Raw genomic sequence first — 21,265 nt, 5'->3', positions numbered from 1 at the left:
CGGGGCTTTGCCCCGGGGGAAGTGGTAGCCGGCTCGGCCCAACGTGGTTGCGCCTCACCCTAATGTCACCGGCCCGCGGACGGGCACTGGCCCTCTGACAGGTCGCGCGAAACCGGTGGGGAGGAACCCGGTTTCGCGCGGGTGTCCATCACTTCAGGTGATGGACTTCCTGGAGGCCGTAGACGGGGGTGTCTATCCCCTCGTAGCGGGCCTTCAGTTGCAGCGAGAGATACTGCGAGTAGTGGCGCGACTGGTGCAGGTTGCCGCCGTGGAACCAGAGCGCCGCCTGCTTCGTCGGCTTCCACATGTTGCGCTGCTCGCCTTCCCAGGGGCCGGGGTCCTTCGGCGTGTCGGAGCCAAGGCCCCAGACCTTGCCGACCTTGTCCGCCGTCTCCTGGTCGATGAGATCGGCCACCCAGCCGTTCATCGAGCCGTAGCCGGTGGCGTAGACCACGAGATCGGCCTTGAGTTCGGTGCCGTCCTTCAGCACCACGGCGTCTTCCGTCAGGTGGCTCACGTCCGAGCCGGACTTGAGCTTTATCGAGCCATCGATCACCAGGTCGCAGGCGCCCACGTCAATGTAATAGCCCGAGCCGCGGCGGAGGTATTTCATGAAGAGCCCGGAGCCGTCCGCGCCCCAGTCCAGCATGAAGCCGCGGTCTTCGAGCGCCTTGTAGAAATCGGCGTCGCGCTCCTTCATCTGCTCGTAGAGTGGGATCTGCCACTCGTGCATGATGTGATAGGGCAGCGAGGCGAAGATCAGGTCCGCCTTGCGGGTGGTGACGCCCGCCGCTAGGGCCTTCTCGGAATAGAGACCGCCCAAGCCGATATCCATCAGCGTCTCGGAGCGCACGATATGGGTGGAGGAGCGCTGGACCATGGTCACATCGGCGCCGCCTTCCCAGAGCGCCGCGCAGATGTCATGGGCGGAGTTGTTCGAGCCGATGACGACGACCTTCTTGCCCTCGTAGGCGTCCGGCCCCGGGTGCTGCGAGGAATGCTGCTGCTCGCCCCGGAAGATGTCCTGGCCTTCGATCTCGGGAATGTTGGGCTTGCCGGACATGCCGGTGGCCATCACGAGCTGCTTGGGGCGCAGCACGACCTCTTCTCCCTCGCGCTCGACCACAACGGTCCAGTCCTGTGTCGCCTCGTTGTATTTCGCCGACTTGGCAAGGGTGGAACTCCAGTAGCTGAGCTCCATCACCTTGGTATACATCTCCAGCCAGTCGCCGATCTTGTCCTTCGGCGAGAAGACCGGCCAGTTGTCCGGGAAGGGGATGTAGGGCAGGTGGTCGTACCAGACCGGGTCATGCAGGCAGAGCGACTTGTAACGCTTGCGCCACTGGTCGCCTGGGCGCTCGTGCTTGTCGATGACGATGGTGGGCACGCCGAGCTGGCGCAGCCGCGCGCCGAGCGCGATGCCGCCCTGGCCGCCACCGACGATCAGCACGTAGGGCTGCGTCTTGTAGCCGAGTTCGGCGGCCTCCTTCTCGCGCTTCTCCGCCCAGGTCAGGCGGTTGCGGTCGTGGCCGTGTTCCGCGCCCATCGGCCGGCGTACGCCCCTGGGCTCCTCGTGGCCCTTGAGCTCGGAGAGCGTGGTGAGCAGCGTCCAGATCCGGCCGTCTTTGAGGCGAATATGGCCGTAGCCACGGCCCTTCCCGGTCTCGAACTCGATCCAGCCCTCGGCCAGGTCGCTATCGCCGGTTACGTCCTCCGCCGGGTCGAGGCGCAGGCTCTCGGGCCTGATATGCGCAAGCTGGCTTTCGAGCATCGCGCGGACGGCCTCCTTGCCCTCGGAGGTCTTCAGGTTCCAGGTGAAGGCGACGAGATCGCGCCAGTAGCACTCGTCTGCGAAGAGCTCGACCGCGGCGTCGATGTCGCCTGCCACCAGTGCCTTTTCGAGGCTGCTGACCACCGGCTCGAGGGCCGTTCTTGAACTGTCGTCCAGCATTTAGGGTCTCCCTGTTGTTTTGTTGCGTTTGATTACTTGGTGAGATCGATCAGGATCTTGAGTTGCGTTCCGGCGGGATCTAGCAGCGCGTTGAAGCCCTCGCTCACCGCCGTATCCAGCGTGATCCGCTTGGTGATGACCCTGGAGGCGGGCAGGGCGCCGCTCGCGATCATGCGGATCACCCGTGGCCAGTAGTGGGTCGGGTAGGCCCAGGAGCCGCGGATATCCACGTCCTTGAAGGTGACGGCGAACCAGTCGAGCGGGTTGTCATGCGGGTGCAACCCGGTCTGGACCACCACGCCCTGCTTGCGCACGGCATCGAGGCAGGCCTTGAGCGCGTGCTCGTTGCCGACGCATTCGATGGCCACGTCGCAGCCCACGCCGCCCTCAGTGGCCGCGCGAACCACGTCCCCCACGTTGTCTCGGCTCGGGTTGATGGTCACGACTTCGGGCAGCATTTCCTTCATGAAGCCCAGCCGCGTGTCGTTGATATCGGAGACGAAGAGTTGCACCGCGCCGGCGGCCTTGGCGGCCAGAAGTGTCAGTGCGCCAATGGGCCCGGCGCCGGTCACGAGCACGCTTGACCCGGCCGTCACTTCGCCGCGGTCGCAGGCATAGACCGCCACGGCGGCGGGCTCCACGAGCGCGGCTTCCTCGTCGGACATCTCCGCCGGGATCGGCTCCACGTTGTAGTCGTTGAGGAGCGCCCATTCCGCCATGCCGCCTGAATGCCAGGAGAGGCCCGCGAGCGCGAGATCGCCCGAGAGGTGGAAGAGCCCGCGGTCGGAGTAGTAGTCTCCCTTTCGCGGCATGATCAGCGGCTGGACCGAGACCCGGTCGCCGGGCTTCACATGGGTAACGCCTTCGCCCACCGCCTCGACAACGCCACCGAATTCATGGCCGAGAATCTGCGTCCCATGCGCGCCGGAAAACGGGTGGGGCTCGGTCGGGATGAAGATCGGCCCGTAGGAATACTCATGCAGGTCGGTGCCGCAGATTCCGACATACCAGTTGCGCATGAGAACCTCGCCGGGACCCGGTGCGGGTGGTTTCGCGACATCTTCGACGCGCAGATCCTTCGCCGCGTGAAAGCGCAGGGCCTTCATGCTGTCCGTGCCGGTGACTGCTTCACGTGTGAGTTCGCTTGCTTCGTTCATCTTATTCTTCCCTGTCAGACGAAAACCATGCCGCCATCGACCACCAGGCTCTGTCCGGTCATGTAGTCTGAGGCGGGGGAGGCGAGGAAACGGGCGATGCCCACGAGATCATCGGCGACCGACGGTCGGCCGAGCAGGATGCCCGAAGAAAAGCTCTCGAAGGCCTCGTTCTCGCGGCTGGTGAGCCCTTCGTCCTTGAAACCCTTGTCGATGACCTTCCACATCTCGGTGGCCACGACGCCGGGGCAGATGCAGTTGGCGGTGATCTGCTGCGCGCCGAAGGCTCGCGCCGCGGCCTGGGTGAGCGCCACCACGCCGAATTTCGAGGCGCAGTAGTGCGCGAGCGGCTCGTAGCCCTGCTTGCCGGCGATGGAGGCGGTATTGATGATCTTGCCGCCCCTACCCTGATCGACGAAGCGGTGGATGGCCTCCTGCATGCAGATCAGCACACCGAGCCCGTTGACATCGAGAACGCGGCGCCAATCCTCTTCGGTGATCGAGAGGAAAGGCTTTGTCTGTGCGATACCGGCATTGTTGAAGATCACGTCGAGACCGCCATGTGCCTCCGCGGTTCTCGCGATCATCTCCTTCACGCTGTCGCGTTCGGTGACGTTCACCTGAGATGCGACAGCCACACCGCCATCGGACCGGATCGCCTCAGCGGTTTCCTCCGCCGTATCTGGATCGATGTCGGCAATGGTGACCTTCGCCCCCTGCGCCGCAAGCCCCATTGCCATCGCTGCGCCAATGCCACGACCTGCGCCTGTCACGATTATTGATCGGCCCTCGAGTTCTGCCGTCATGCGTTTCTCCCTGTCTTCCCCGTTTTCGGGATTGGTATTGACGGTTAGCGAGCAAGAAGCGTGCCAGAACTGACACGCCAAATTTTCCTTATGTTTCAGAGAGGCTTGGGTGTGGAAGGTGTGGCCTGCAACGGCCGGTGCAACAGGTGTCGCAGCGCAGAGTGCAACAGGTGGTCACGATGCTGCTGATCGCTCCCGATGAGCAAATGCCTCGGGCCGCCAGCAACTGCTAATTGCGCCCTATAGGCTGGTTCGTGAGCAAGTGGATCTTGTGGACGAAAAGGGAAGGGGACGCCCCGAAAAACTCAGGCGTGGGCCGAGAGACCGAGCCTGCGCATCCGCCGATGAACGGTGGAGCGATTGATGCCAAGCTGACGCGCGGCCTGCGATACATTCCCGCCGCTCGCCTCTAGCGCTGCTTCCAGTTCGGAACGCTCACCGCCGCCTGGCAGGGCCAGGCGTTGCGCCGCCCGAAGGCCCTCTGGCAGGTCTTCCGGCCGGATCAGGCCGTCATCGGCGAGAATGCCCGCGACGTTGAGGGCATTGTCGAGTTCGCGGACATTGCCAGGCCAGTCATGCCCGTGGAGGAGCGCACGCGTGTCGCTTCGGAGCATTGGGGCAGGCACATCCTGCTCGCTCGAATGACGCGCAAGAATCCGGTCGATCAGCCAGTCGAGATCTTCGCGTTCGCGCAAGGCCGGAAGGGTGAGCGTTGCGGCATTGAGCCTGTAGAAGAGATCCTGACGGAAACGGCCCGCGTTGCAAAGTTCTTCAAGATCGTGATGAGATGCGGACAGGACGCGCACGTTCACGGCTTTGGGCCTGTTCGAGCCGATCGGCATTACCTCCCGCTCGGAGAGGAACCGCAATAGACGGGCCTGCAGTGTCAGGGGCATGTCGCCGATCTCGTCGAGAAAGAGCGTGCCGCCGTCCGCCTCTTCGATAAGACCCTTGCGCCCTTTGGAGACCGCACCCGTGAAGGCTCCGGCCACATGGCCGAAAAGCTCGCCTTCGATCAGGGTTTCGGGGATCGCCGCGCAGTTGACCGCAACGAATCGTCCCCGCAAGCCACTTGCCGCGTGGAGCGCCCGGGCGAGGTATTCCTTTCCTGTGCCGGTTTCTCCCTGGATCAGGACGGGAACGGGTTTCGGCGCCAGCTTCGCCGCGCGTTCCTGGAGCGCAATGATCTTCGGGTCATGCTCGCCCAGTTGGCGGAGCGGGTCGGGCCTCGCCTGCGTGCGTGCTTCCCGCAGACGCCGCTGGATCCTGAACTGAGGTTCGATGGCGTGGGCGAAGAGGGCAGGACCGTTCTGTGCCCGGATGATCCGGTCGCGGCTGGGCCGGGATCGTGTGAGTTCGGGGAGGTCGTCGATCGTCACTTCGAAGAAATCGCTGACGGGACGCCCGAGTATCCCGCTTGGGCGTCTCCAGTCGGTTCCGGCGGCCTGGGCGAGCATTCGTGCGCCCGCATGGGTCATGCCTGCGATCCGGCCCTGACCATCGAGCGAGATCGCGGCTTCCGGATCGACGTCGAGAAAATCCGGCGTACGGGCAAAGCGGAGCACCCATTCGTGACGTGTCCGCGCCATCAGGTTGGCGAGTTCGATCCGGCGCGCCGTCATCTTGACCATGTGAAGCGCGAGGTTCTGGCTGGCCTTCGCAATGGGTGAACTCAGGAGCGAGACATCGAGAACGGCGGTCAGTTCGCCGACGGTGTCGTAAATCGGGCTCGCGGTGCAGGAAAGTGGTGTGTGAGTGATGTCGAAGTGATCGCTCTGGTGGATCACCATGGCTTCGCCCGAGGCAAGGCAGGCGCCGACCGCGCAGGTTCCGGCGCGTCCTTCGAGCCATTCGGAACCTAGATAGAGCCCGGCCTTGCGCAGATGGTTGTCGAATTTCGCATCTCCGAGGAAGTCGACGGTTACACCCTTGGCATCGGACAGGATCAGAACATACTTCTGGTCGGCCACTTGGGAGTAGAGCGTGTCTAGTCCCGATCGGGCAATCGAGATCAGTTCCTCGGCTTGCTGGCGATGTTCGCGCAGCCGCGTCTCTGTCACGATAATGGCTTCCTGGGCGCGGGCGGGGTCGAGTGCGTGGTCGTGAACGCACCGGTTCCAGGATTCGATCACATGCGGATCACGGCCGGTCGCGCGGCCATCAAGTGCTTTCTCGATCTCGCGTATATGTTCGGTCTGGCCGGCCATATCTTCGGGCGCCCAGATTTTTTATATGGCGCCTCTCCTCCCTTGGCCGGGAAGCATTCCACAGAATCCTGATTTCCGGAATAGGCTTTTGGTCGGATGTTTGCCTGGTCGCGGGGTGGCATCAGCGGTCGAAGGGACCATCGTCGCGCCCCAATAGGGACTTCAGCCAACCGTAGTGATCTCCCATCCCGGAGCGATCTCCGCCCGGCTCGGAAGACGGGTCCCAGTCGTGATCGACATAAGCGACCCAAAGACCGAGGAGAAGGAAGCCAACGAAGGGATACTCGACGATGAACGGAACGACGAGAAGCACGAGCCCCAGTGCCGGGCCGAGGATTCGCCCGGAATCTCGGGCCAGGTCCGGCCCGTAGCGGCGAGCGATTGTCCGGTATGCGGCCAGGTAAATGACCGGTCCAATGCATGCGAGCCCGATATAGGTCTCGAAAATCGAAAGGATTGCGTTCTGCATGAGAATGATGATGCCCTGATTGCGCGTTTCGACATGCGCGGAGGCAAACGAAATTGGGTCGCCGCCGCCGGCGTCGTCCCTAATTCTGACAATTTAAGGTTTCCGGGTTATTAATGTTTCGCACCCGCCCGCATCAGCCGCGCGCGGCTACTTTCTCATCTTGTATCTGCCCCGGCATGACTTTCGACAGGGCCGCTTCGACGGTCTCGGGCCCGGCGCCGGGGAGATGGCCATTTTCCGACAGATGACGGCGCCAGGCACGTGCGCCGGGCCGGCCCTGAAAGGCGCCGAGCATGTGGCGAGTGATCTGATTGAGCCGGGTGCCCTGGCTCAGCTCCCGCTCAATATAGGGAAGCATGGCCCGCACGGCATCTTCCGCGGTGGTGTCAGCGCAGGCCGCATCAAAGATGAGCCTGTCGGCAGAACCAAGGAGTGACGGGTTGTGATAGGCCGCACGCCCGATCATGACCCCATCGAGACCGTCCGCGAGATGGGCCTGTGCCGCCTTGAGGTCCGGGATTCCGCCATTGATGACGATGGTGCAATCGGGGAAACGCGTCTTCATCCGTCCAACAAGCCCGTAGTCGAGCGGCGGAATGTCCCGGTTCTGGGCTGGGCTGAGCCCCTGGAGCCAGGCCTTGCGCGCATGGATGATGAAGGTGCATATGCCCGTCGCGCGGATCCGCTCGATGAAGTCGGGCAGGACGTGTTCCGGCTCCTGATCGTCCACGCCTATGCGGCATTTCACCGTCACCGGAATGTCTCCAGCCGTTTCCTTCATGGCGGCGACGCATTCCGCGACTCGTCCGGGATCACGCATCAGCGCCGCGCCGAAACATCCCGATTGAACACGGTCCGAGGGGCAGCCGACATTGAGGTTGATCTCGTCATACCCATGGGCCGCGCCCGTGCGGGTCGCCGCGGCCAGCTCGTCCGGTTCCGATCCGCCGAGTTGCAGCGCGACCGGATGTTCGCTCGCGTCATGGGCAAGCAGGCGATCTGCGGGGCCATGCAGGATCGCGCCCGTCGTTACCATCTCTGTATAAAGGAGGGTCCGCCGGGTGAAGAGCCGGTGAAAGACACGGCAGTGCCTGTCCGTCCAATCCATCATGGGCGCCACTGAAAGACGGGAGACCGCTTTTACATTGCTCTGGCTGTCCTGTCTCAACGTGGCTCCTGTCCGTGGTGTGGGCCGTTCGGTGCGATGGGTCGGGCTGTTGCCGAACCCCACCTGCCTCGTGGTTTTCCGGCGTTGGTGATTTATGCGCTCTTTCGCCCCAATGGAACCCGACACTGGCCGGTTCGCTGGAAGTCGGCAGTCTGCGGATGGGTGTTGCAAGCCCGGCTGGCCTAAGGCGCGAATGAAAACAAGTGAACAAAAGTGAGTTTCGATTCCTGCAATGCTGCGTTGCAAAATTAGCCGCCAAATCGTCTTTTTTTGTTAACGAAAAGAACCGATATTGAGGTCGAAGCAACGAAACACAGGAGAAATCAGATGGCTTTCGCATCTGCAATGGACTTTCCCTTCGACTCGAACAACGCGCGCAGAATGAAAACGCGCTTTCGGGCTGCTGTTCGCAATTGGAAAACGCGCCGCCGCACGGCTGCCGAACTTAACGCGCTTTCGGACCGCGACCTCGCCGATATCGGTATCGCACGTTTCGAAATTGCATCGGTCGTCCGCGAACTGTGATCCTATCCGGCCCACCGGGGCCGGGCAGGAAAGAACGTTTCAGCGGGCGCGGTTGAGGCTCGTACTCTTTGCCGCGCCCCGCTGCCGCTGGCCAGCTTCGATTGGGCCAGGCCTGGCAACAGGAAGCCGACGCTAGGCGTTTCGGTCTCCGCAATTCCCAAAAACCAGGGGCCATATGGCTCTTACTGCTGATACCCCGCCGAACGGCAGCTGAACGGGTGTCCCATTTTGATTTGAGATACTCACGCAAGGCGCTTAAAGGCACCGTCTGCGATCGATAAATATCTCCAAGCCGAAATCGTTTCACGCGAAATTACCGCACCTCAACTATCCCAAAACGATCAGAATCCGCGAGCTACAACGCAAACGCGTCAAAGTTGACTGTTTTGCTTTGTTAAGCTCTTGCCATATTTCCTGCGAGGCTTCATAGGCAATCTCGATTGGTTGCGGCGGTTTCCATAGGCGAGGCCGGAGCCAACTCAGTTGCAGCAAGACAGCGCAATTCCGGATTGCGCCATCCAGCCAGCGTTCATTTTCACTGGGGGACCATGTTATGTATCAGACCTCGCGGGGCCTGCTGCTCCTGACCGCCTGTTTCACGGGCACATCGCTCTTTGCTCAGGAATCCGAACCACTCTTCCTTGGCACGTTGCGCATCGAGAGCACGAGCGCGCAGTCGCTGCTCGGCAATGAAGAGATCACGGAAGAAGATATCGACCGTCGGAATCCCGTGACGGTGAAGGAGGTTTTCGACGGGGAATCCTCCGTTCTCGTCAGCGGCGGCGCACCGATCGCGCAGAAGGTATTCGTCAACGGGATCGAGGAAAGCCTCCTTTCGGTGACCATCGACGGAGCGCGTCAGAACAAGGGAGCCTTCCACCACAGTGGCAACGTGCTTCTCGACCCATCGCTTCTGAAGGCCGTCGAAGTTACCGAAGGGCTTGCGCCGGCAGATGCGGGGCCCGGCGGGCTCGGCGGCTCGATTGCCTACGAGACGATGGATGCGCGCGATCTGCTGCGCCCGGATGAAGCCTATGGCGGCATGGCGACGGTCGGCATGTCGGACAACGGGCTGGACTTCCTCGGCACATTGAGCATCTTCGGTCAGATCGAGGGCTTTGAATACCTCTTCAGCGGGTCGCGTCAGACCGGTGGCGACTACGAGAACGGCAGCGGAGATTCGGTTCCGGGGACTGCGGCAGACCTGACATCCTACCTCGGCAAGATGGCCTTCACGACGGAGACCGGCAAGCGGTTCGAGTTCGCGGCCTCCGAAACCGAGGACAGCGGCGACCGCATGGGCCAGGGGGCCAATGGCATCTACTTCATCCGTCCGGATTTCGCCGAAGTTCTCGGCCGGGACAACCAGCTGGTAGATGCCTACGCCAAGCGCACTTCCTACACCGCGACCTACACCGACGAAGCGCCGCAAAGCTGGTTCGCGCCGGAGGTCCAGCTTTCCTACAACGAGCAGGAAGTAGACGCGAACGCTGTCTGGGGCCAGAACTCCAGCCTCTCGGGTTACCTCAAGAATGACTTCGACATCTACGGAGGCGCAATCACCGGCGGTGTCGATTTCTTCAACGAGAAGGCCGAGGGCGAATACGACGCCGGCGACACCGGTGGCGAGGAAACCCTCTGGGACATCGGCATCTTTGCGCAGGCCCGCCAGGATCTGACCGATCGCCTGTCAGTGACTTACGGCGGACGCTACGACTACCAGGAATTCGAAGGCTCCGACGGCACCGACTTCTCCTCGGGAGGCCTGAGCGCGAACGGTGCCGTGGATGTGGTCCTCACCGAAACGGTTACCCTCAACGCAGGCCTCGCCACCACTTGGGGCGGCTACGAACTGGGTGAAGCCGCGCTGGTGAACTACGGCGGGCAGTGGGACTACGACGGGTTCGATACCTCGCGAAGCAATTCCGCACGCATCGGTCTGCGCTATGAGAACCGTGGCTGGGCCGTCGCTGGTGCGCTCTTCTACACGGAGATCGACGACATCGCGGCTGTCCTTCCGACGAACCTCGAACGTGGCGCCCTGACCGACATGACCTCGCAGGGTTTCGATGGCTCGATCGCCTGGACCGGGGAAAGATCCTTCGCGTCGATTAAATACACCTACGCGGATGTCGAGTTGGACGGCGACGAGATCGCGACCACGGCTTACTACTTCGGACGCCCGGTAGGCAGCATCTTCGCGCTCGAAGGCGGATATGAGGTGACTCCGGAATGGCGCCTCGGTGGCACGGCCGAGATCGCGCTCGAGAACGAACTCGAAGGCTATGAGCTTCCCTCCTACGAGGTGTTCAATGCCTATGCGGCCTATTCTCCGCGCGCCATGGAAGATCTCGAGATCCGGCTCGATGTCCGGAACATCTTCGATGAGTCCTATGTGAGCCGAAGCTCCGACGGGCAGGGTCTTCCGGTTATTGTCGCGCTCGACGAACCCGGCCGGACCTTCGCGCTGACCGCCAAGCTGCGCTTCTGAAGCCTGGCCAGTTGCTGCGGAGGCGGGTGATCCGCCTCCGCAACAGTCAGTCTCAGGCGACCTTTTCGCCCTGCCAGTTCATCGCCTCGAACTCTTCCCTGAAGGCAAACCGCGCCAGATGGCTGTCGATGACCTCGCGGCCTTTCTCGATGTCTTCGGGGGCCGTGCCCGTCACCGTGATCTGAAGGGTCCCGTTTGTGGCTTCGAGCGTTGCCGGCCCCATGGGAAAGGCCACGTTCCCGCTCGTCTCGTCAAATGTGACGTCCACCTTGTGGCCAAAATGCTTGCAAAGCTGCTGAAGATACTTGCTCGCCTGCGGCGTGGAGAAGGTCCCGGTGTCGGAAAATTGAGTCATTTTGCTTTCCTGAGTAAACTAGTAGAAAAATAGGGCTTGCCGGATCGGTTCACAAGACGCTATCCGGCCATCCGACCTTCGGGCGCTGCCAGCCGAGAGCCAGCCTTCCGCCCCCCACTGGGAGAAATCTCGACATGTTCAGCCGTTTTCCGGTTTCACTGGCTTTTGCCCTGTGCGTCGCGGCACCGCTTAGTGCCGAGACCGTCAATATCGAAACGGCCGTCGGGCCGGCCGAGGTTCCCGCCAACCCCGAAACCATCGCCGTCTTCGATATGGCCGCGCTCGATGCGATCGACGCTCTGGGCATCACCGTCGCGGGGGTGCCGCAACCGCACTACCTTTCCTATCTCGACGATGCCGCCGCTACGGCCCAGTCCGTCGGCTCCCTCTTCGAGCCCGATTTCGAGGCGCTTGCGATGATCGCGCCCGACCTGATCGTCGCTGGAGGGCGGTCAAGCACGCAGGTCGATGCACTGAGCCGCATTGCTCCGACTATCGACATGACCATCTGGGATGGAGACTACCTGGACGTGGCGCAGGCCCGCGTCAGGGCTTACGGCGAGATCTTCGGGAAGCAGGACGACGCGGAGGCGCTCGCCTCTGCGCTCGTGGCAAAGACCGAGGAGGCCGAGAATGCCGTTGAGGGCCGGGGCGATGCGCTAATCCTGCTGACCAATGGCGGAAAGATCTCGGCTTATGGGTCCGCGAGTCGATTTGGCTGGCTTCACACCGCGCTCGGTCTGCCGGAAGCCTACCCGGGCCTCGAATCCGAGACGCATGGCGAGGCGGTGTCATTCGAGTTCGTCGCCGAGGTGGACCCCGACTGGATTCTCGTGATCGACCGAGGGGCGGCCATCGGTAATTCCGGCGAGTCCGCCGCGGCCACTCTCGACAACCCCCTGATCGCCAAGACCAGGGCCGCGAAGCAGGGTCAGATCGTCTATCTCGACAGCGGCCCGCTCTACATCGCTGGCGGCGGTGTCCAGTCGATGACCCATACGCTCGACGAGGTGATTGCCGCATTCAGCCGCGATGGGAACTAGGTCCGACGCTCTGTTCTGGATCTGGTTCGGTGCAGGTCTGCTCCTCCTGTCTGGGGTCAGCCTGTGCATCGGTGCGGCGTCGCTGTTCTCTGGTGACATGGGCGCGTCCTGGCTAATCGCGGTAAGCCGGTTTCCGCGAACGGCGGCGGCCCTTCTGGCAGGCATGGGTCTCGCCCTTGCAGGCGTCGTGGTGCAGCAGACCGTGCAGAACAGGCTGGTGGAGCCATCCATGACCGGCACACCTGAATCGGCCATGCTGGGTCTGCTCGCCATAACCCTGCTGATGCCCGGTGCGCCGATGATGGCAAAGATGGCGGTCGGCACGCTTGCCGCCCTTGCCGGCACCGCCGGGTTCCTCATGCTTGCCACCCGCGTTCCAAGGCAGGACCCGATGCTCCTGCCGCTGGTGGGCATGATCTATGGCGGGATCATTGGTGCGGTGGGCCTCTGGATCGCCTGGTCGACCGATCTCATGCAGGTTCTGGGCATCTGGAGGGTCGGGGAATTCTCCGGCATCATCCAGGGGCGCTACGAAATGCTGTGGGTTGTCGCGGTGCTTGCGGTCCTGCTCTATGGCGTCGCCGATCGGATCACTCTGCTCGGGCTTGGCGAAACCCAAGCGCGCAGCCTCGGGCTGAACTACAAGCAGACCCGCGCTCTCGGGCTGGTCATCGTGGCGGCCATAACGGCCCTGGTGATCGTGACGGTCGGAACACTGCCCTTCGTCGGGCTCGTGGCGCCCAATATCGTGTCGCGCTGGCGCGGTGACGACCTTCGGGCGAATCTGCCGATCATTGCCGTGGGTGGCGCGGGCATGGTGCTCGCCGCCGATGTGATCGGACGGCTTGTCCGCTACCCCTACGAGATCCCGGCGGCGACGGTGTTCTCCGTCTTCGGGGCGGGTGTCTTTCTCTGGCTTCTCTATGCGGCTCCCGCCCGGTCCTCCCATGGCTGAACGCAGGGTCATCGCACTTTCCGGGCTGTGTCTCGCGTTGGCCCTGCTGTTCCTAACCTGGAACCTCCGCGGGCCGCTGGATTTCATCCTCATGTTGCGCGCCGACAAGCTGGCGGCCCTTGCTCTCGTCGGGGCGGCTACGGGCGTCGCGACCGTCCTGTTCCAGACCGTCGCGGGCAATCGTCTCCTGACCCCGGGCATCTGCGGCTTCGACGCGCTTTTCATCTTCCTGCAAACCATGCTGGTGCTTCTTTTCGGCGGGCTCGGCTACGCGCAGCTGCCGGGGTTTACCCATTTCCTGTTCGAGACCGCGATCCTGATGGCCACGGGCACCGCGCTCTTCGGGCTGATCCTGCGGCGCGGCGCGGCGGACATCACTCGAATGATCCTGACCGGCGTCATACTTGGTGTCTTCCTGCGCGGAATGGCCGAGATGACACAACGCATGCTCGATCCATCGGAATTCGCGGTTGTTCAGCAACTGACCTTCGCGAGTTTCGGTTCCGTGGACCGCTCTCAGCTTGCGTTTGCCGCGCTCGTGCTGATCCTTGCGGTCGGTGGAGCCTGCTGGATGGCTCCGGCGCTGGACGTTGCGGCGCTCGGGCGGACGAACGCCCGCGGTCTTGGGCTGCCCCACGACCGGGTAATCCTCACGACGCTCGCAATCGTATCCGCGCTCGTGGCTGTCTCGACCGCCCTTGTGGGCCCGTTGACCTTTCTCGGGCTGCTCGCGTCGAGCCTTGCCCGCGCCCTCGTCGATACACACCGCCATGCGCTGCTTCTGCCGGCCGCGGCGATCATTGGCGCCACGATCCTGATAGCGGGCCAGTTTGTCTTCGAGCGGATTCTCGGAATGCAATCGAATCTCGCCATTCTCGTCGAACTCTTCGGTGGGCTCCTCTTTCTTGTCCTGGTTCTGCGCCGGAGGCCGGTATGATCGAAGTGAACAATCTCACCTACACGGCCGGTGGCGCGGAAATCCTTCATGACGTTTCCCTCCGTATCCCTCGAGGCGGGATCACCGCGTTGATCGGGCCCAATGGTGCGGGAAAATCAAGCCTCCTGCATTGTATTGCCGGGCTGAATCGCCCCGTTTCTGGCCGCGTACAGATCGAGGGAATGGACCCGTTCACCGCTGCCGACCGCGAGCGTGCCCGGCAGGTGTCGCTGCTTCAACAGACCGCAACGGTGGTGAGCCGTCTGCGGGTTGGGGAGTTGGTGGCCTTCGGCCGCTGGCCGCATCATGGCGGAAGACCAGGGGCGGAGGACCGCCGGATCACCGGCGAGGCGTTGGCGGCATTCGAACTTGAAACTCTGGCCGATCGTCCGCTCGATACATTATCCGGCGGGCAGCGCCAAAGGGCGATGGTGGCCATGGCCTATGCCCAGGCCACGCCATGGATGTTGCTCGACGAGCCGTTGAATGCGCTCGACCCGCGACACGCCCGCGATCTGATGGCACGTCTCCACGACATGTCGCGCGGCCCAAACGGGCGCAGTGTCGTCGTGGTGCTTCATGATATCAACGCCTCCGCCTTTTGGGCGGACCGGGTCGTGGCGATGAAGGATGGCCGGGTTCTCGCCAACGGCGCGCATGACGAGGTGATCAGTGCCGGGACCTTGGCCAATGTCTATGACATGGCTTTCGACATTCTCGATCACGGTGGGCGCAAGCTCGTCGTGGCGCGCTAGTCGCACGCTGGTCTCTACTCCGTGCCGAGCTTGAAGCTGAAATCCCGCCGAGCCCCCGGAGGAGGGGGCGGAAACGGCGCGGCCCGCTTGACCATCGCGATGACGGCATTGTCGAACCGGACGGATCCAGAGCTTCTGGCAACGGCGACCCGGACCAATCCGCCGTTCGGAGCGACCACGAAATGCACGGTCGCGGGCGATTCGATACTGCCGCGCGGTCTGCGCATGCGGGAGATCTTGCCGAAGACTTCGCCGGGGTAGTTGGTCGCGGCCGCATTGCCGGCCTCCTGCGACTTGCCCCCAGATCCGCTTGATACGGCCGTCGCTGTTGTCGTCCCCTTTGCCTGCCCGGCGGCCGCGGTCCTTTGCGCATTGCCCTGTGGAGCGGGTTTGGCTTCCCGGCGCGGCAGGTCTTCCGGGCGCGGCATGGGGTCCGGAGGCGTTTCGGCTTCGGCCTGCTCGGATTCCGTCACGTCCTCCGCCTCGGCCTCCTCCGGTTCGGGCTCCTTTGCTTCGACCGGCTTGGGCGGCTCGGGCGCCTGTGCGGCCACACTGCGCGCGGGTTCCGCCATGGATGCGGCCGCAGTCTGAAACGGGGCAACGCTTTCAGCCAGGGCAGGAGCTTCGATGGCGGGTTCGATCGGCTTCGGCTGCTCTGCGGGCTGCGCCGTCTCGGGTGGAGACGGTTTCGCGCGTTCGGTTTCGCGCGTCTTTTCCCTCGGCATGTCCTGCACGGCTTCAGGGTCCGGGGGTTCAAGCAGGTCCTCGGCCGGCGTGCTTGACAGTGTTCCGGCAACCATGTCGGCAAAGCTCGTGCCCAGTCGTGCTTCTGCGGCGCCTGCCTGGCCCTCGATCAGGGTGTCCTCTTCAGGTGTAAGCGCATGCGTCAGCGCGCCATGAACCGCAAATGCCCCGATCAGGGCGAGAAGCTTCATCCGGGCAGAAGAGGGTATCATGCGGGCCTCCCCGTCTTGGCGTGCTCGCTAGTTTCCTCACGGTTCAGCGGAGCAAGAACAGCCCGGATGGCGCGGTTCGCCACGACCCGTTCCGCCTCCATCCGAGCCTCGAACCAGGAATGGACAAGCGCGGTCGGCATGGCCACCGCAAGCCCGACGGCGGTGGTCAGCAGCGCCACCCAGATCCCACCAGCCAGGATTGAGGGATCGACCTGCGAGCCTGCCCCCTGCAGCGCCTTGAACGCGGAGATCATGCCGAGAACCGTGCCGAAGAGACCTAGAAGCGGCGAAAGCTGCGACACGGCTTCGAGAAAGCGTCCGCCGCGCTCGAGCCGGGCAAATCGCGCCTCGGCCTCGGACGTGAGTTTCTCGGGGTCCGATCTGCCGCTCATCGCCATGTCGATCACCGGTCGGAGGTAGCTGCGCGAGCGCCCGAGCGTGTCGCGGGCCCGGGGCAGGTCTCCGGCTTCCCACGCCGCGACGGCCTCGACCAGGGCGCGATGGCGACCCACCCCGCTGACGACGAACTGCCAGGCCTTGTAGAGCATCACGCTGAGAGCGGCGATAGACAGTCCGATGAGCACGAGCACCACGGGCCCGCCCAGATCGGCGATCCGCGAAAGCGTGCTGATGAAGGCGTCGATCACGTCGTCACCTCCCACCCCGCGCCACATGAGCGGTGCAACATAGCCGGGTGCAGACAGACACTACCAACGCCGAAAGGACCGCAGAACAGCACGGTCGAAACTCCTGAGCCGGTTTGCAAATGGCGTCCACTGGCGGGGGCCGCAAGGGCCCGATCTGGCTGGGATCACTTGAACCCAGATGACCACAAAACGGGCGCAGGAACAATACCCAATGAAAAAAGTCAGGTAGCAGAATAGGTGCCCGGCCCGGGTGCCCAGGCCGAATCTATCGGTGCGTCACGCAGTGAGTTGGTTCACCGATTGCCGCGCGCCTTGCTCCAGAAGGCCCTGATAGGAGGCGATCAGATCCGCCTCGCTCGTGTGCGCCAGCTCGGCCGGGAAAATGTCCCGCACGGAGAGAAGCGCGCGCACCTTGTCCTCCGCCCCGCTCGCGCCGTCGCTGAGATCGCGAAGCCGTTCGGCAAGCGGGTCGCGTACGTCGATCGGTTCGCCCTGCTCATCCGTACCACCCACATAGCGCATCCATGCCGCCACGGCGAGAAGGAGACCGGGTGCGTCCCGCCCGGCCTGATAATTCTCGGCAAGCGTGCCCAGAATGCGCTGTGGCAGCTTCTGGCTTCCATCCATGGCGATCTGCCAGGTCCGGTGACGGATTGCCGGGTTGGCATAGCGCGCCTGCAATGCATTGGCATAGGCCGCAAGGTCTTCGCTAGGAGGCGGCGTGAGTGTCGGGATGATCTCGCTGCGCCAGAGGTAGCAAACAAACCGCACGAAGGCTTCGTCGCCCATGGTGTCGGCAATGGTTTCGTGCCCTGCCAGGTAGCCGAGATAGGCAAGCGAGGAATGCGTGCCGTTGAGCATGCGCAGCTTCATGTGCTCGAAGGGCGTCACGTCCTCGACGAGCTGCACGCCCACGGCTCCCAGATCGGGCCGCGCCCCGCCAACGAAGACATCCTCGACGACCCATTGGCGGAAGGGCTCATGCAGAACCGGTGCACAGTCGAGCCGGCCGGTCATCTCGGCCAGTCGTTCGATATCCTCATCCTTGGTGGCCGGAACGATGCGATCGATCATCGTGGCGGGAAACGCGCCCTCTGCCTCGATCCAGTCCGCGAGGTCGGGATCAATGGCCCGCGCCAGTTCCAGCACCACGCCGCGCACGACACGGCCGTTCTCCGGCAGGTTGTCGCAGGTCATGACGGTAAACGGCGCATGCCCGGCGGCTTTGCGGCGCTGCAGGGCGCGGACCAGAAATCCCGGCGCGGACCGCGGCAGTTCGGCACTTAAGTCATGGACGATATCCGGATGCGACTTGTTGAGCGCGCCGGTGGAGGGCTCGTGGCAATAGCCCTTCTCGGTGACGGTCAGCGACACGATGCGGACCTTCGGGTCGGCCATCAAGGCCAGCACCGCTTCCGGATTTTCCGGTGCGACCAGCACGTCCTGCACCGCCTCGATGATCTGCGGGTTCTCTCCATCGGGGCCAAGCTCCAGCGCGGTATAGGCGCAGCCCTGTGGGGCGAGGCGATCCCGCGTCGTCGGGCTTTTCAGGCTGACCCCGACTATACCCCAGTCGCCGCCGGAGGCCTTCATGGCTTCCGCGATATAGATCGCCCCATGTGCTCGGAAGAAGGCTCCGAGCCCCAGGTGCACGATACCAACGCCGGGGGCCGTCGCGTCAGAGCGTGCCAGTCGCGGCAGCGTCGTTGCTTCAGCGGGCAAGCCAGCCTCCATCCACGTTGAGAACCGCACCGTGGATGTAGTGCGCAGCCGGTGAGGCGAGGAAGACCGCAGCCTCACCGATATCCGAGGCCTCGCCCCAGCGTCCGGCAGGAATGCGCTCGAGGATCGCCTTGTTGCGCTCGGGGTCGTTCCGCAAGGCTTCTGTATTGTTCGTGGCGATGTAGCCGGGCGCGATGGCGTTGACGTTGATGCCCTTCGCGGCCCACTCATTGGCAAGAAGCTTCGTGAGCCCGGCGACGCCATGCTTGGACGCGGTGTAGGATGGCACACGAATGCCCCCCTGGAAGCTCAGGAGCGAGGCGATATTCACGATCGCGCCGGTGGCTCCACGCGCAAGCCGCGCCTTGGCGAAGGACTGGCAGGTAAAGAACACGGCCTTGAGATTGACGCCGATCACGTCATCCCAGTCGCGCTCGCTGAAATCCACCGAATCCGCGCGCCGGATGATCCCCGCGTTGTTGACCAGAATATCGACATCATGCCCATCGAAAATACCCTGCGCCGCCATCGGGTCCGAGAAATCGAGCTGCAATTCCTCCGCGCTCTCGATCATCCCGACCGTCTCTGCGCAGGAGGATCGCCCGGCACAGATCACATGCGCGCCTGCCTTCCCCAATGAAACGGAGATTGCCTGGCCAATACCCGTGTTGGCACCAGTGACCAGCGCCGTACGACCTTCGAGCGAAAACGGGTTCATCGCAGATCCTCCATCGCGACCATGTCCATGTCGGTGAAATCGGCATTGTCGCCAGCCATCGCCCAGCAGAACGTATAGGAGCCGGTGCCGGCGCCCGAATGGATCGACCATGGCGGGGAGATCACGGCCTCTTCATTCTTCATGACGATATGGCGGGTTTCTTCGGGCCGCCCCATGAAGTGGAAGACCCGCGCCTCGTCTGCCAGGTCGAAATAGAGATAGGCCTCCATTCGGCGATCATGCAGGTGGCAGGGCATCGTGTTCCACAGTGAACCCGGCATGAACTGGGTGTAGCCCATGGTGAGCTGGCAGGTCTTGTGAACGTCCGGGTGGAGGAACTGCAGGATCACACGCTCGTTCGCGCTTTCCTTGGCGCCAAGTTCGACGCGCTTCGCCTCCTCGACCTTGATCAGCCGGGTGGGATAGGTCTGATGCGCCGGCGCGGAGAGCACGTAGAAGCGACCCGGGCCGGAAAACGCCACGGGCCCCGCGCCCATGCCGATATAGAGCACATCGCCGCGCCCCATCTCGTAGCTTTTGCCCTCGGTGGTGACGGTTCCTGTTTCACCGACATTAAGGATCCCCATCTCGCGGCGCTCGAGGATCGTCGATGTGCCGGTGTTCTGGACTGCGTCGAGCTCGAGTGTTCCCCCATCCGGGACGACGGAGCCGAGGATCAGGCGGTCATAATGGCTGTAGACGAGCGTGATCTTGCCCGGTTCGAAAAGCCCGCCCACATGGAAGTGGTCGCGGAGGGCTTGGGTGTCGAGGGTCTTGGCGGTGGCGGGGTCAATGGCGTGGCGAACGGTCACGGCTTGCATTCGAAGGTCCTCAATACTGAAAAGGTCTGATTTCGCGCACTGTCATGCGCATGTCCAAAGTCGCGCCTGCGTGTGGTGTCGAACGTGTCACAACCTGTAGGCCTGTTTGGCCAACCGGTAGGCGAGATCGTGCGCAACTTCGTGCGCTTCTGTTTCTGTGAGGCGACCCGTAGCCACGAGGGTCGCGAGGTATGCGCAGTCCGAGCGCCTGGCGACGTCGTGCCGGGCCGGGATGGAGCAGAAGGCCCGCGTGTCGTCGTTGAATCCCACCGTGTTGTAGAAGCCGCAGGTTTCCGTGGTGGCTTCGCGGAAGCGCCTGATGCCTTCCGCGCTGTCGAAGAACCACCAGGGCGGCCCGAGCTTCAGCGCCGGGTAGACGCCTGCGAGCGGTGCAAGCTCGCGCGAGTATGAGGTCTCATCCAGCGTGAAGAGGATAATGGTCAGATCCTTCTCCATGCCCACGGCGTCCAGAAGCGGCTTGAGCGCGCGGACATAATTGGTTTGGCTCGGAATATCGAAGCCCATGTCGCGCCCATGAGCCGCCATGACCGGGCCTGAATGGTTGCGCACGGACCCGGGATGGATCTGCATCACCATTCCGTCCTCGAGGCTCATGCGCGCCATCTCGGTCAGCATGTGGCCGCGGAAGGCGTCAGCCTCCTCTGCGGTCGCCTCCCCGGCCAATGCGCGGGCAAAGATCGCTTCCACCTGGTTGCGGGGCAGATCCTCGGTGCGTGCAGTCGGGTGGCCGTGATCGGTGCTCGTGGCGCCGAACTCCCGGAAATAGGCACGCCGCCTCCGGTGGGCCTCCAGATAGCCGTTGAAGGTCGAGGTATCGCAACCGGTGATTTCGCCGAAGGCCGCGACATTCTCGGCAAAGCCTTCGAAATCCGGGTCGATCACCGCGTCGGGTCGGTAGGCGGTCACCACGCGCCCCGTCCAGTCCGATTCCGCCAGCATTCTATGCCAGCGCAGATCGTCGAGCGGGCTTTCTGTCGTCGCGATTGCCTCGATCCCGAATCGCTCGAAGAGAGCGCGGGGCCGGAACTCCGGCTTCGCAAGACAGGTGTCGATGTGATCGAAATGGTGATCCGCAGTGTCGCGGTTCAGCGGCGTATCGAGACCGAACACCTCGGCAAAGGAATGGTTGATCCACATGGCCGACGGCGTGCCGCGGAAAAAATGGAAATTCTCCGCGAACCTCCGCCAGATCTTCCGACCATCGGTTTCGGTCGGGCCACCGTCGATCCGGGGCACCCCGAGGTCTTCGAGAGCAACGCCTTGCGAGCAGAGCATCCGAAAAACGTAGTGGTCGGGCACCACGAAAAGCTGTGCCGGATCCGGGAAACGTTCGTTCTCTGCATACCAGCGGGGATCGGTATGGCCATGCGGGCTGATGATCGGCAGTCCCCGGACTCCCTCATATAGCGCCCGGGCAATCCCGCGAGTGCGCGACTCGACCGGGAAAAGACGATCCGGATCGAGCAGGTTCGGTGACGTCATGTGGTATTTCCCCCGCTACGGCCAACTTATGCTTCCTGTTCGGCTAGTAATCTAATATGCTAGTTTATAAGATGAGTCAAAG

Annotated in this window: 19 protein-coding genes; 6 read left to right on the top strand and 13 right to left on the bottom strand. The window is 63.2% G+C overall.

Going from position 1 to position 21,265, the window contains the following annotated elements; all coding sequences use genetic code 11:
- Nucleotides 1-148: 148 nt before the first annotated feature.
- From ACP15W_RS16895 to dusA, 6 genes are all read right to left on the bottom strand, one after another.
- Complete coding sequence (locus tag ACP15W_RS16895; RefSeq protein WP_424934108.1) at nt 149-1,951, bottom strand: NAD(P)/FAD-dependent oxidoreductase; 1,803 nt, start codon at nt 1,949-1,951, stop codon at nt 149-151.
- A gap of 32 nt (nt 1,952-1,983) precedes the next feature.
- Nucleotides 1,984-3,108: a 2,3-butanediol dehydrogenase gene (locus ACP15W_RS16890; RefSeq protein ID WP_424934107.1), complete on the bottom strand. Its 1,125-nt coding sequence runs from the start codon at nt 3,106-3,108 to the stop codon at nt 1,984-1,986.
- A 14-nt stretch (nt 3,109-3,122) separates the two neighbouring features.
- Complete coding sequence (locus ACP15W_RS16885; protein WP_424934106.1) at nt 3,123-3,911, bottom strand: glucose 1-dehydrogenase; 789 nt, start codon at nt 3,909-3,911, stop codon at nt 3,123-3,125.
- 305 nt (nt 3,912-4,216) lie between these two features.
- Complete coding sequence (locus ACP15W_RS16880) at nt 4,217-6,118, bottom strand: sigma-54-dependent Fis family transcriptional regulator (protein ID WP_424934105.1); 1,902 nt, start codon at nt 6,116-6,118, stop codon at nt 4,217-4,219.
- Nucleotides 6,119-6,239: 121 nt separating this feature from the next.
- On the bottom strand, nt 6,240-6,587 hold the full coding sequence (locus ACP15W_RS16875; RefSeq protein WP_424934104.1) for a hypothetical protein: 348 nt from the start codon (nt 6,585-6,587) through the stop codon (nt 6,240-6,242).
- A gap of 133 nt (nt 6,588-6,720) precedes the next feature.
- The gene (gene dusA / locus ACP15W_RS16870; protein WP_424934103.1) at nt 6,721-7,755 is read right to left on the bottom strand and encodes a tRNA dihydrouridine(20/20a) synthase DusA; all 1,035 of its coding nucleotides are present in this window, start codon (nt 7,753-7,755) and stop codon (nt 6,721-6,723) included.
- Nucleotides 7,756-8,082: 327 nt separating this feature from the next.
- Here dusA and ACP15W_RS16865 point away from each other — a divergent pair, with 327 nt between their 5' ends.
- Both ACP15W_RS16865 and ACP15W_RS16860 read left to right on the top strand, forming a co-directional pair.
- A complete protein-coding gene (locus ACP15W_RS16865; RefSeq protein ID WP_424934102.1) occupies nt 8,083-8,280 on the top strand; it encodes a DUF1127 domain-containing protein in 198 nt (65 codons plus the stop codon).
- 553 nt (nt 8,281-8,833) lie between these two features.
- Entirely contained in the window at nt 8,834-10,771 is a 1,938-nt protein-coding gene (locus ACP15W_RS16860; RefSeq protein WP_424934101.1) for a TonB-dependent receptor domain-containing protein, read from the top strand.
- A gap of 52 nt (nt 10,772-10,823) precedes the next feature.
- On the opposite strand, the gene ACP15W_RS16855 is transcribed toward ACP15W_RS16860, so the two are convergent.
- On the bottom strand, nt 10,824-11,126 hold the full coding sequence (locus ACP15W_RS16855; protein WP_424934100.1) for a DUF2218 domain-containing protein: 303 nt from the start codon (nt 11,124-11,126) through the stop codon (nt 10,824-10,826).
- A gap of 134 nt (nt 11,127-11,260) precedes the next feature.
- On the opposite strand from ACP15W_RS16855, the gene ACP15W_RS16850 reads away from it, so the two are divergent.
- The 4 genes from ACP15W_RS16850 to ACP15W_RS16835 are packed head-to-tail and all read left to right on the top strand — an operon-like array spanning nt 11,261 to nt 14,816.
- Complete coding sequence (locus ACP15W_RS16850; RefSeq protein WP_424934099.1) at nt 11,261-12,169, top strand: siderophore ABC transporter substrate-binding protein; 909 nt, start codon at nt 11,261-11,263, stop codon at nt 12,167-12,169.
- Nucleotides 12,159-13,124, top strand: a complete 966-nt coding sequence (locus tag ACP15W_RS16845; RefSeq protein ID WP_424934098.1) for an ABC transporter permease — start codon at nt 12,159-12,161, stop codon at nt 13,122-13,124. Before ACP15W_RS16850 ends, ACP15W_RS16845 begins: the two co-directional genes overlap by 11 nt.
- Entirely contained in the window at nt 13,117-14,061 is a 945-nt protein-coding gene (locus tag ACP15W_RS16840; protein ID WP_424934097.1) for an iron chelate uptake ABC transporter family permease subunit, read from the top strand. The genes ACP15W_RS16845 and ACP15W_RS16840 overlap by 8 nt, the downstream gene beginning before the upstream one ends.
- A complete protein-coding gene (locus ACP15W_RS16835) occupies nt 14,058-14,816 on the top strand; it encodes an ABC transporter ATP-binding protein (protein WP_424934096.1) in 759 nt (252 codons plus the stop codon). The genes ACP15W_RS16840 and ACP15W_RS16835 overlap by 4 nt, the downstream gene beginning before the upstream one ends.
- 14 nt (nt 14,817-14,830) lie before the next feature.
- Here the strand turns inward: ACP15W_RS16835 and ACP15W_RS16830 are convergent, their stop codons facing one another.
- The 6 genes from ACP15W_RS16830 to uxaC form a co-directional block, all read right to left on the bottom strand.
- Nucleotides 14,831-15,772 (bottom strand): TonB family protein, encoded by a 942-nt coding sequence (locus ACP15W_RS16830; RefSeq protein ID WP_424934095.1) that lies wholly within the window; start codon nt 15,770-15,772, stop codon nt 14,831-14,833.
- On the bottom strand, nt 15,769-16,419 hold the full coding sequence (locus tag ACP15W_RS16825) for a MotA/TolQ/ExbB proton channel family protein (protein WP_424934094.1): 651 nt from the start codon (nt 16,417-16,419) through the stop codon (nt 15,769-15,771). The genes ACP15W_RS16830 and ACP15W_RS16825 overlap by 4 nt, the downstream gene beginning before the upstream one ends.
- A 276-nt stretch (nt 16,420-16,695) precedes the next feature.
- On the bottom strand, nt 16,696-18,153 hold the full coding sequence (locus tag ACP15W_RS16820; protein WP_424934093.1) for a mannitol dehydrogenase family protein: 1,458 nt from the start codon (nt 18,151-18,153) through the stop codon (nt 16,696-16,698).
- Nucleotides 18,131-18,859, bottom strand: a complete 729-nt coding sequence (gene kduD / locus ACP15W_RS16815) for a 2-dehydro-3-deoxy-D-gluconate 5-dehydrogenase KduD (RefSeq protein ID WP_424934092.1) — start codon at nt 18,857-18,859, stop codon at nt 18,131-18,133. The genes ACP15W_RS16820 and kduD overlap by 23 nt, the downstream gene beginning before the upstream one ends.
- Complete coding sequence (kduI, locus tag ACP15W_RS16810; protein ID WP_424934091.1) at nt 18,856-19,680, bottom strand: 5-dehydro-4-deoxy-D-glucuronate isomerase; 825 nt, start codon at nt 19,678-19,680, stop codon at nt 18,856-18,858. Before kduI ends, kduD begins: the two co-directional genes overlap by 4 nt.
- A gap of 87 nt (nt 19,681-19,767) precedes the next feature.
- A complete protein-coding gene (uxaC, locus tag ACP15W_RS16805) occupies nt 19,768-21,183 on the bottom strand; it encodes a glucuronate isomerase (RefSeq protein WP_424934090.1) in 1,416 nt (471 codons plus the stop codon).
- Nucleotides 21,184-21,265: the final 82 nt, after the last annotated feature.

Source organism: Amaricoccus macauensis (assembly GCF_049800915.1).
Taxonomy (GTDB): domain Bacteria; phylum Pseudomonadota; class Alphaproteobacteria; order Rhodobacterales; family Rhodobacteraceae; genus Amaricoccus; species Amaricoccus macauensis_A.
This window is presented reverse-complemented; position numbering and strand designations above follow the sequence as displayed.

Coding starts and splice junctions, on each gene's coding strand:
- ACP15W_RS16895 (WP_424934108.1), bottom strand. CDS start 1,951: ATGCTGGACGACAGTTCAAGAACGGCCCTCGAGCCGGTGGTCAGCAGC.
- ACP15W_RS16890 (WP_424934107.1), bottom strand. CDS start 3,108: ATGAACGAAGCAAGCGAACTCACACGTGAAGCAGTCACCGGCACGGAC.
- ACP15W_RS16885 (WP_424934106.1), bottom strand. CDS start 3,911: ATGACGGCAGAACTCGAGGGCCGATCAATAATCGTGACAGGCGCAGGT.
- ACP15W_RS16880 (WP_424934105.1), bottom strand. CDS start 6,118: ATGGCCGGCCAGACCGAACATATACGCGAGATCGAGAAAGCACTTGAT.
- ACP15W_RS16875 (WP_424934104.1), bottom strand. CDS start 6,587: ATGCAGAACGCAATCCTTTCGATTTTCGAGACCTATATCGGGCTCGCA.
- ACP15W_RS16865 (WP_424934102.1), top strand. CDS start 8,083: ATGGCTTTCGCATCTGCAATGGACTTTCCCTTCGACTCGAACAACGCG.
- ACP15W_RS16860 (WP_424934101.1), top strand. CDS start 8,834: ATGTATCAGACCTCGCGGGGCCTGCTGCTCCTGACCGCCTGTTTCACG.
- ACP15W_RS16855 (WP_424934100.1), bottom strand. CDS start 11,126: ATGACTCAATTTTCCGACACCGGGACCTTCTCCACGCCGCAGGCGAGC.
- ACP15W_RS16850 (WP_424934099.1), top strand. CDS start 11,261: ATGTTCAGCCGTTTTCCGGTTTCACTGGCTTTTGCCCTGTGCGTCGCG.
- ACP15W_RS16845 (WP_424934098.1), top strand. CDS start 12,159: ATGGGAACTAGGTCCGACGCTCTGTTCTGGATCTGGTTCGGTGCAGGT.
- ACP15W_RS16840 (WP_424934097.1), top strand. CDS start 13,117: ATGGCTGAACGCAGGGTCATCGCACTTTCCGGGCTGTGTCTCGCGTTG.
- ACP15W_RS16835 (WP_424934096.1), top strand. CDS start 14,058: ATGATCGAAGTGAACAATCTCACCTACACGGCCGGTGGCGCGGAAATC.
- ACP15W_RS16830 (WP_424934095.1), bottom strand. CDS start 15,772: ATGATACCCTCTTCTGCCCGGATGAAGCTTCTCGCCCTGATCGGGGCA.
- ACP15W_RS16820 (WP_424934093.1), bottom strand. CDS start 18,153: ATGGAGGCTGGCTTGCCCGCTGAAGCAACGACGCTGCCGCGACTGGCA.
- kduD (WP_424934092.1), bottom strand. CDS start 18,859: ATGAACCCGTTTTCGCTCGAAGGTCGTACGGCGCTGGTCACTGGTGCC.
- kduI (WP_424934091.1), bottom strand. CDS start 19,680: ATGCAAGCCGTGACCGTTCGCCACGCCATTGACCCCGCCACCGCCAAG.
- uxaC (WP_424934090.1), bottom strand. CDS start 21,183: ATGACGTCACCGAACCTGCTCGATCCGGATCGTCTTTTCCCGGTCGAG.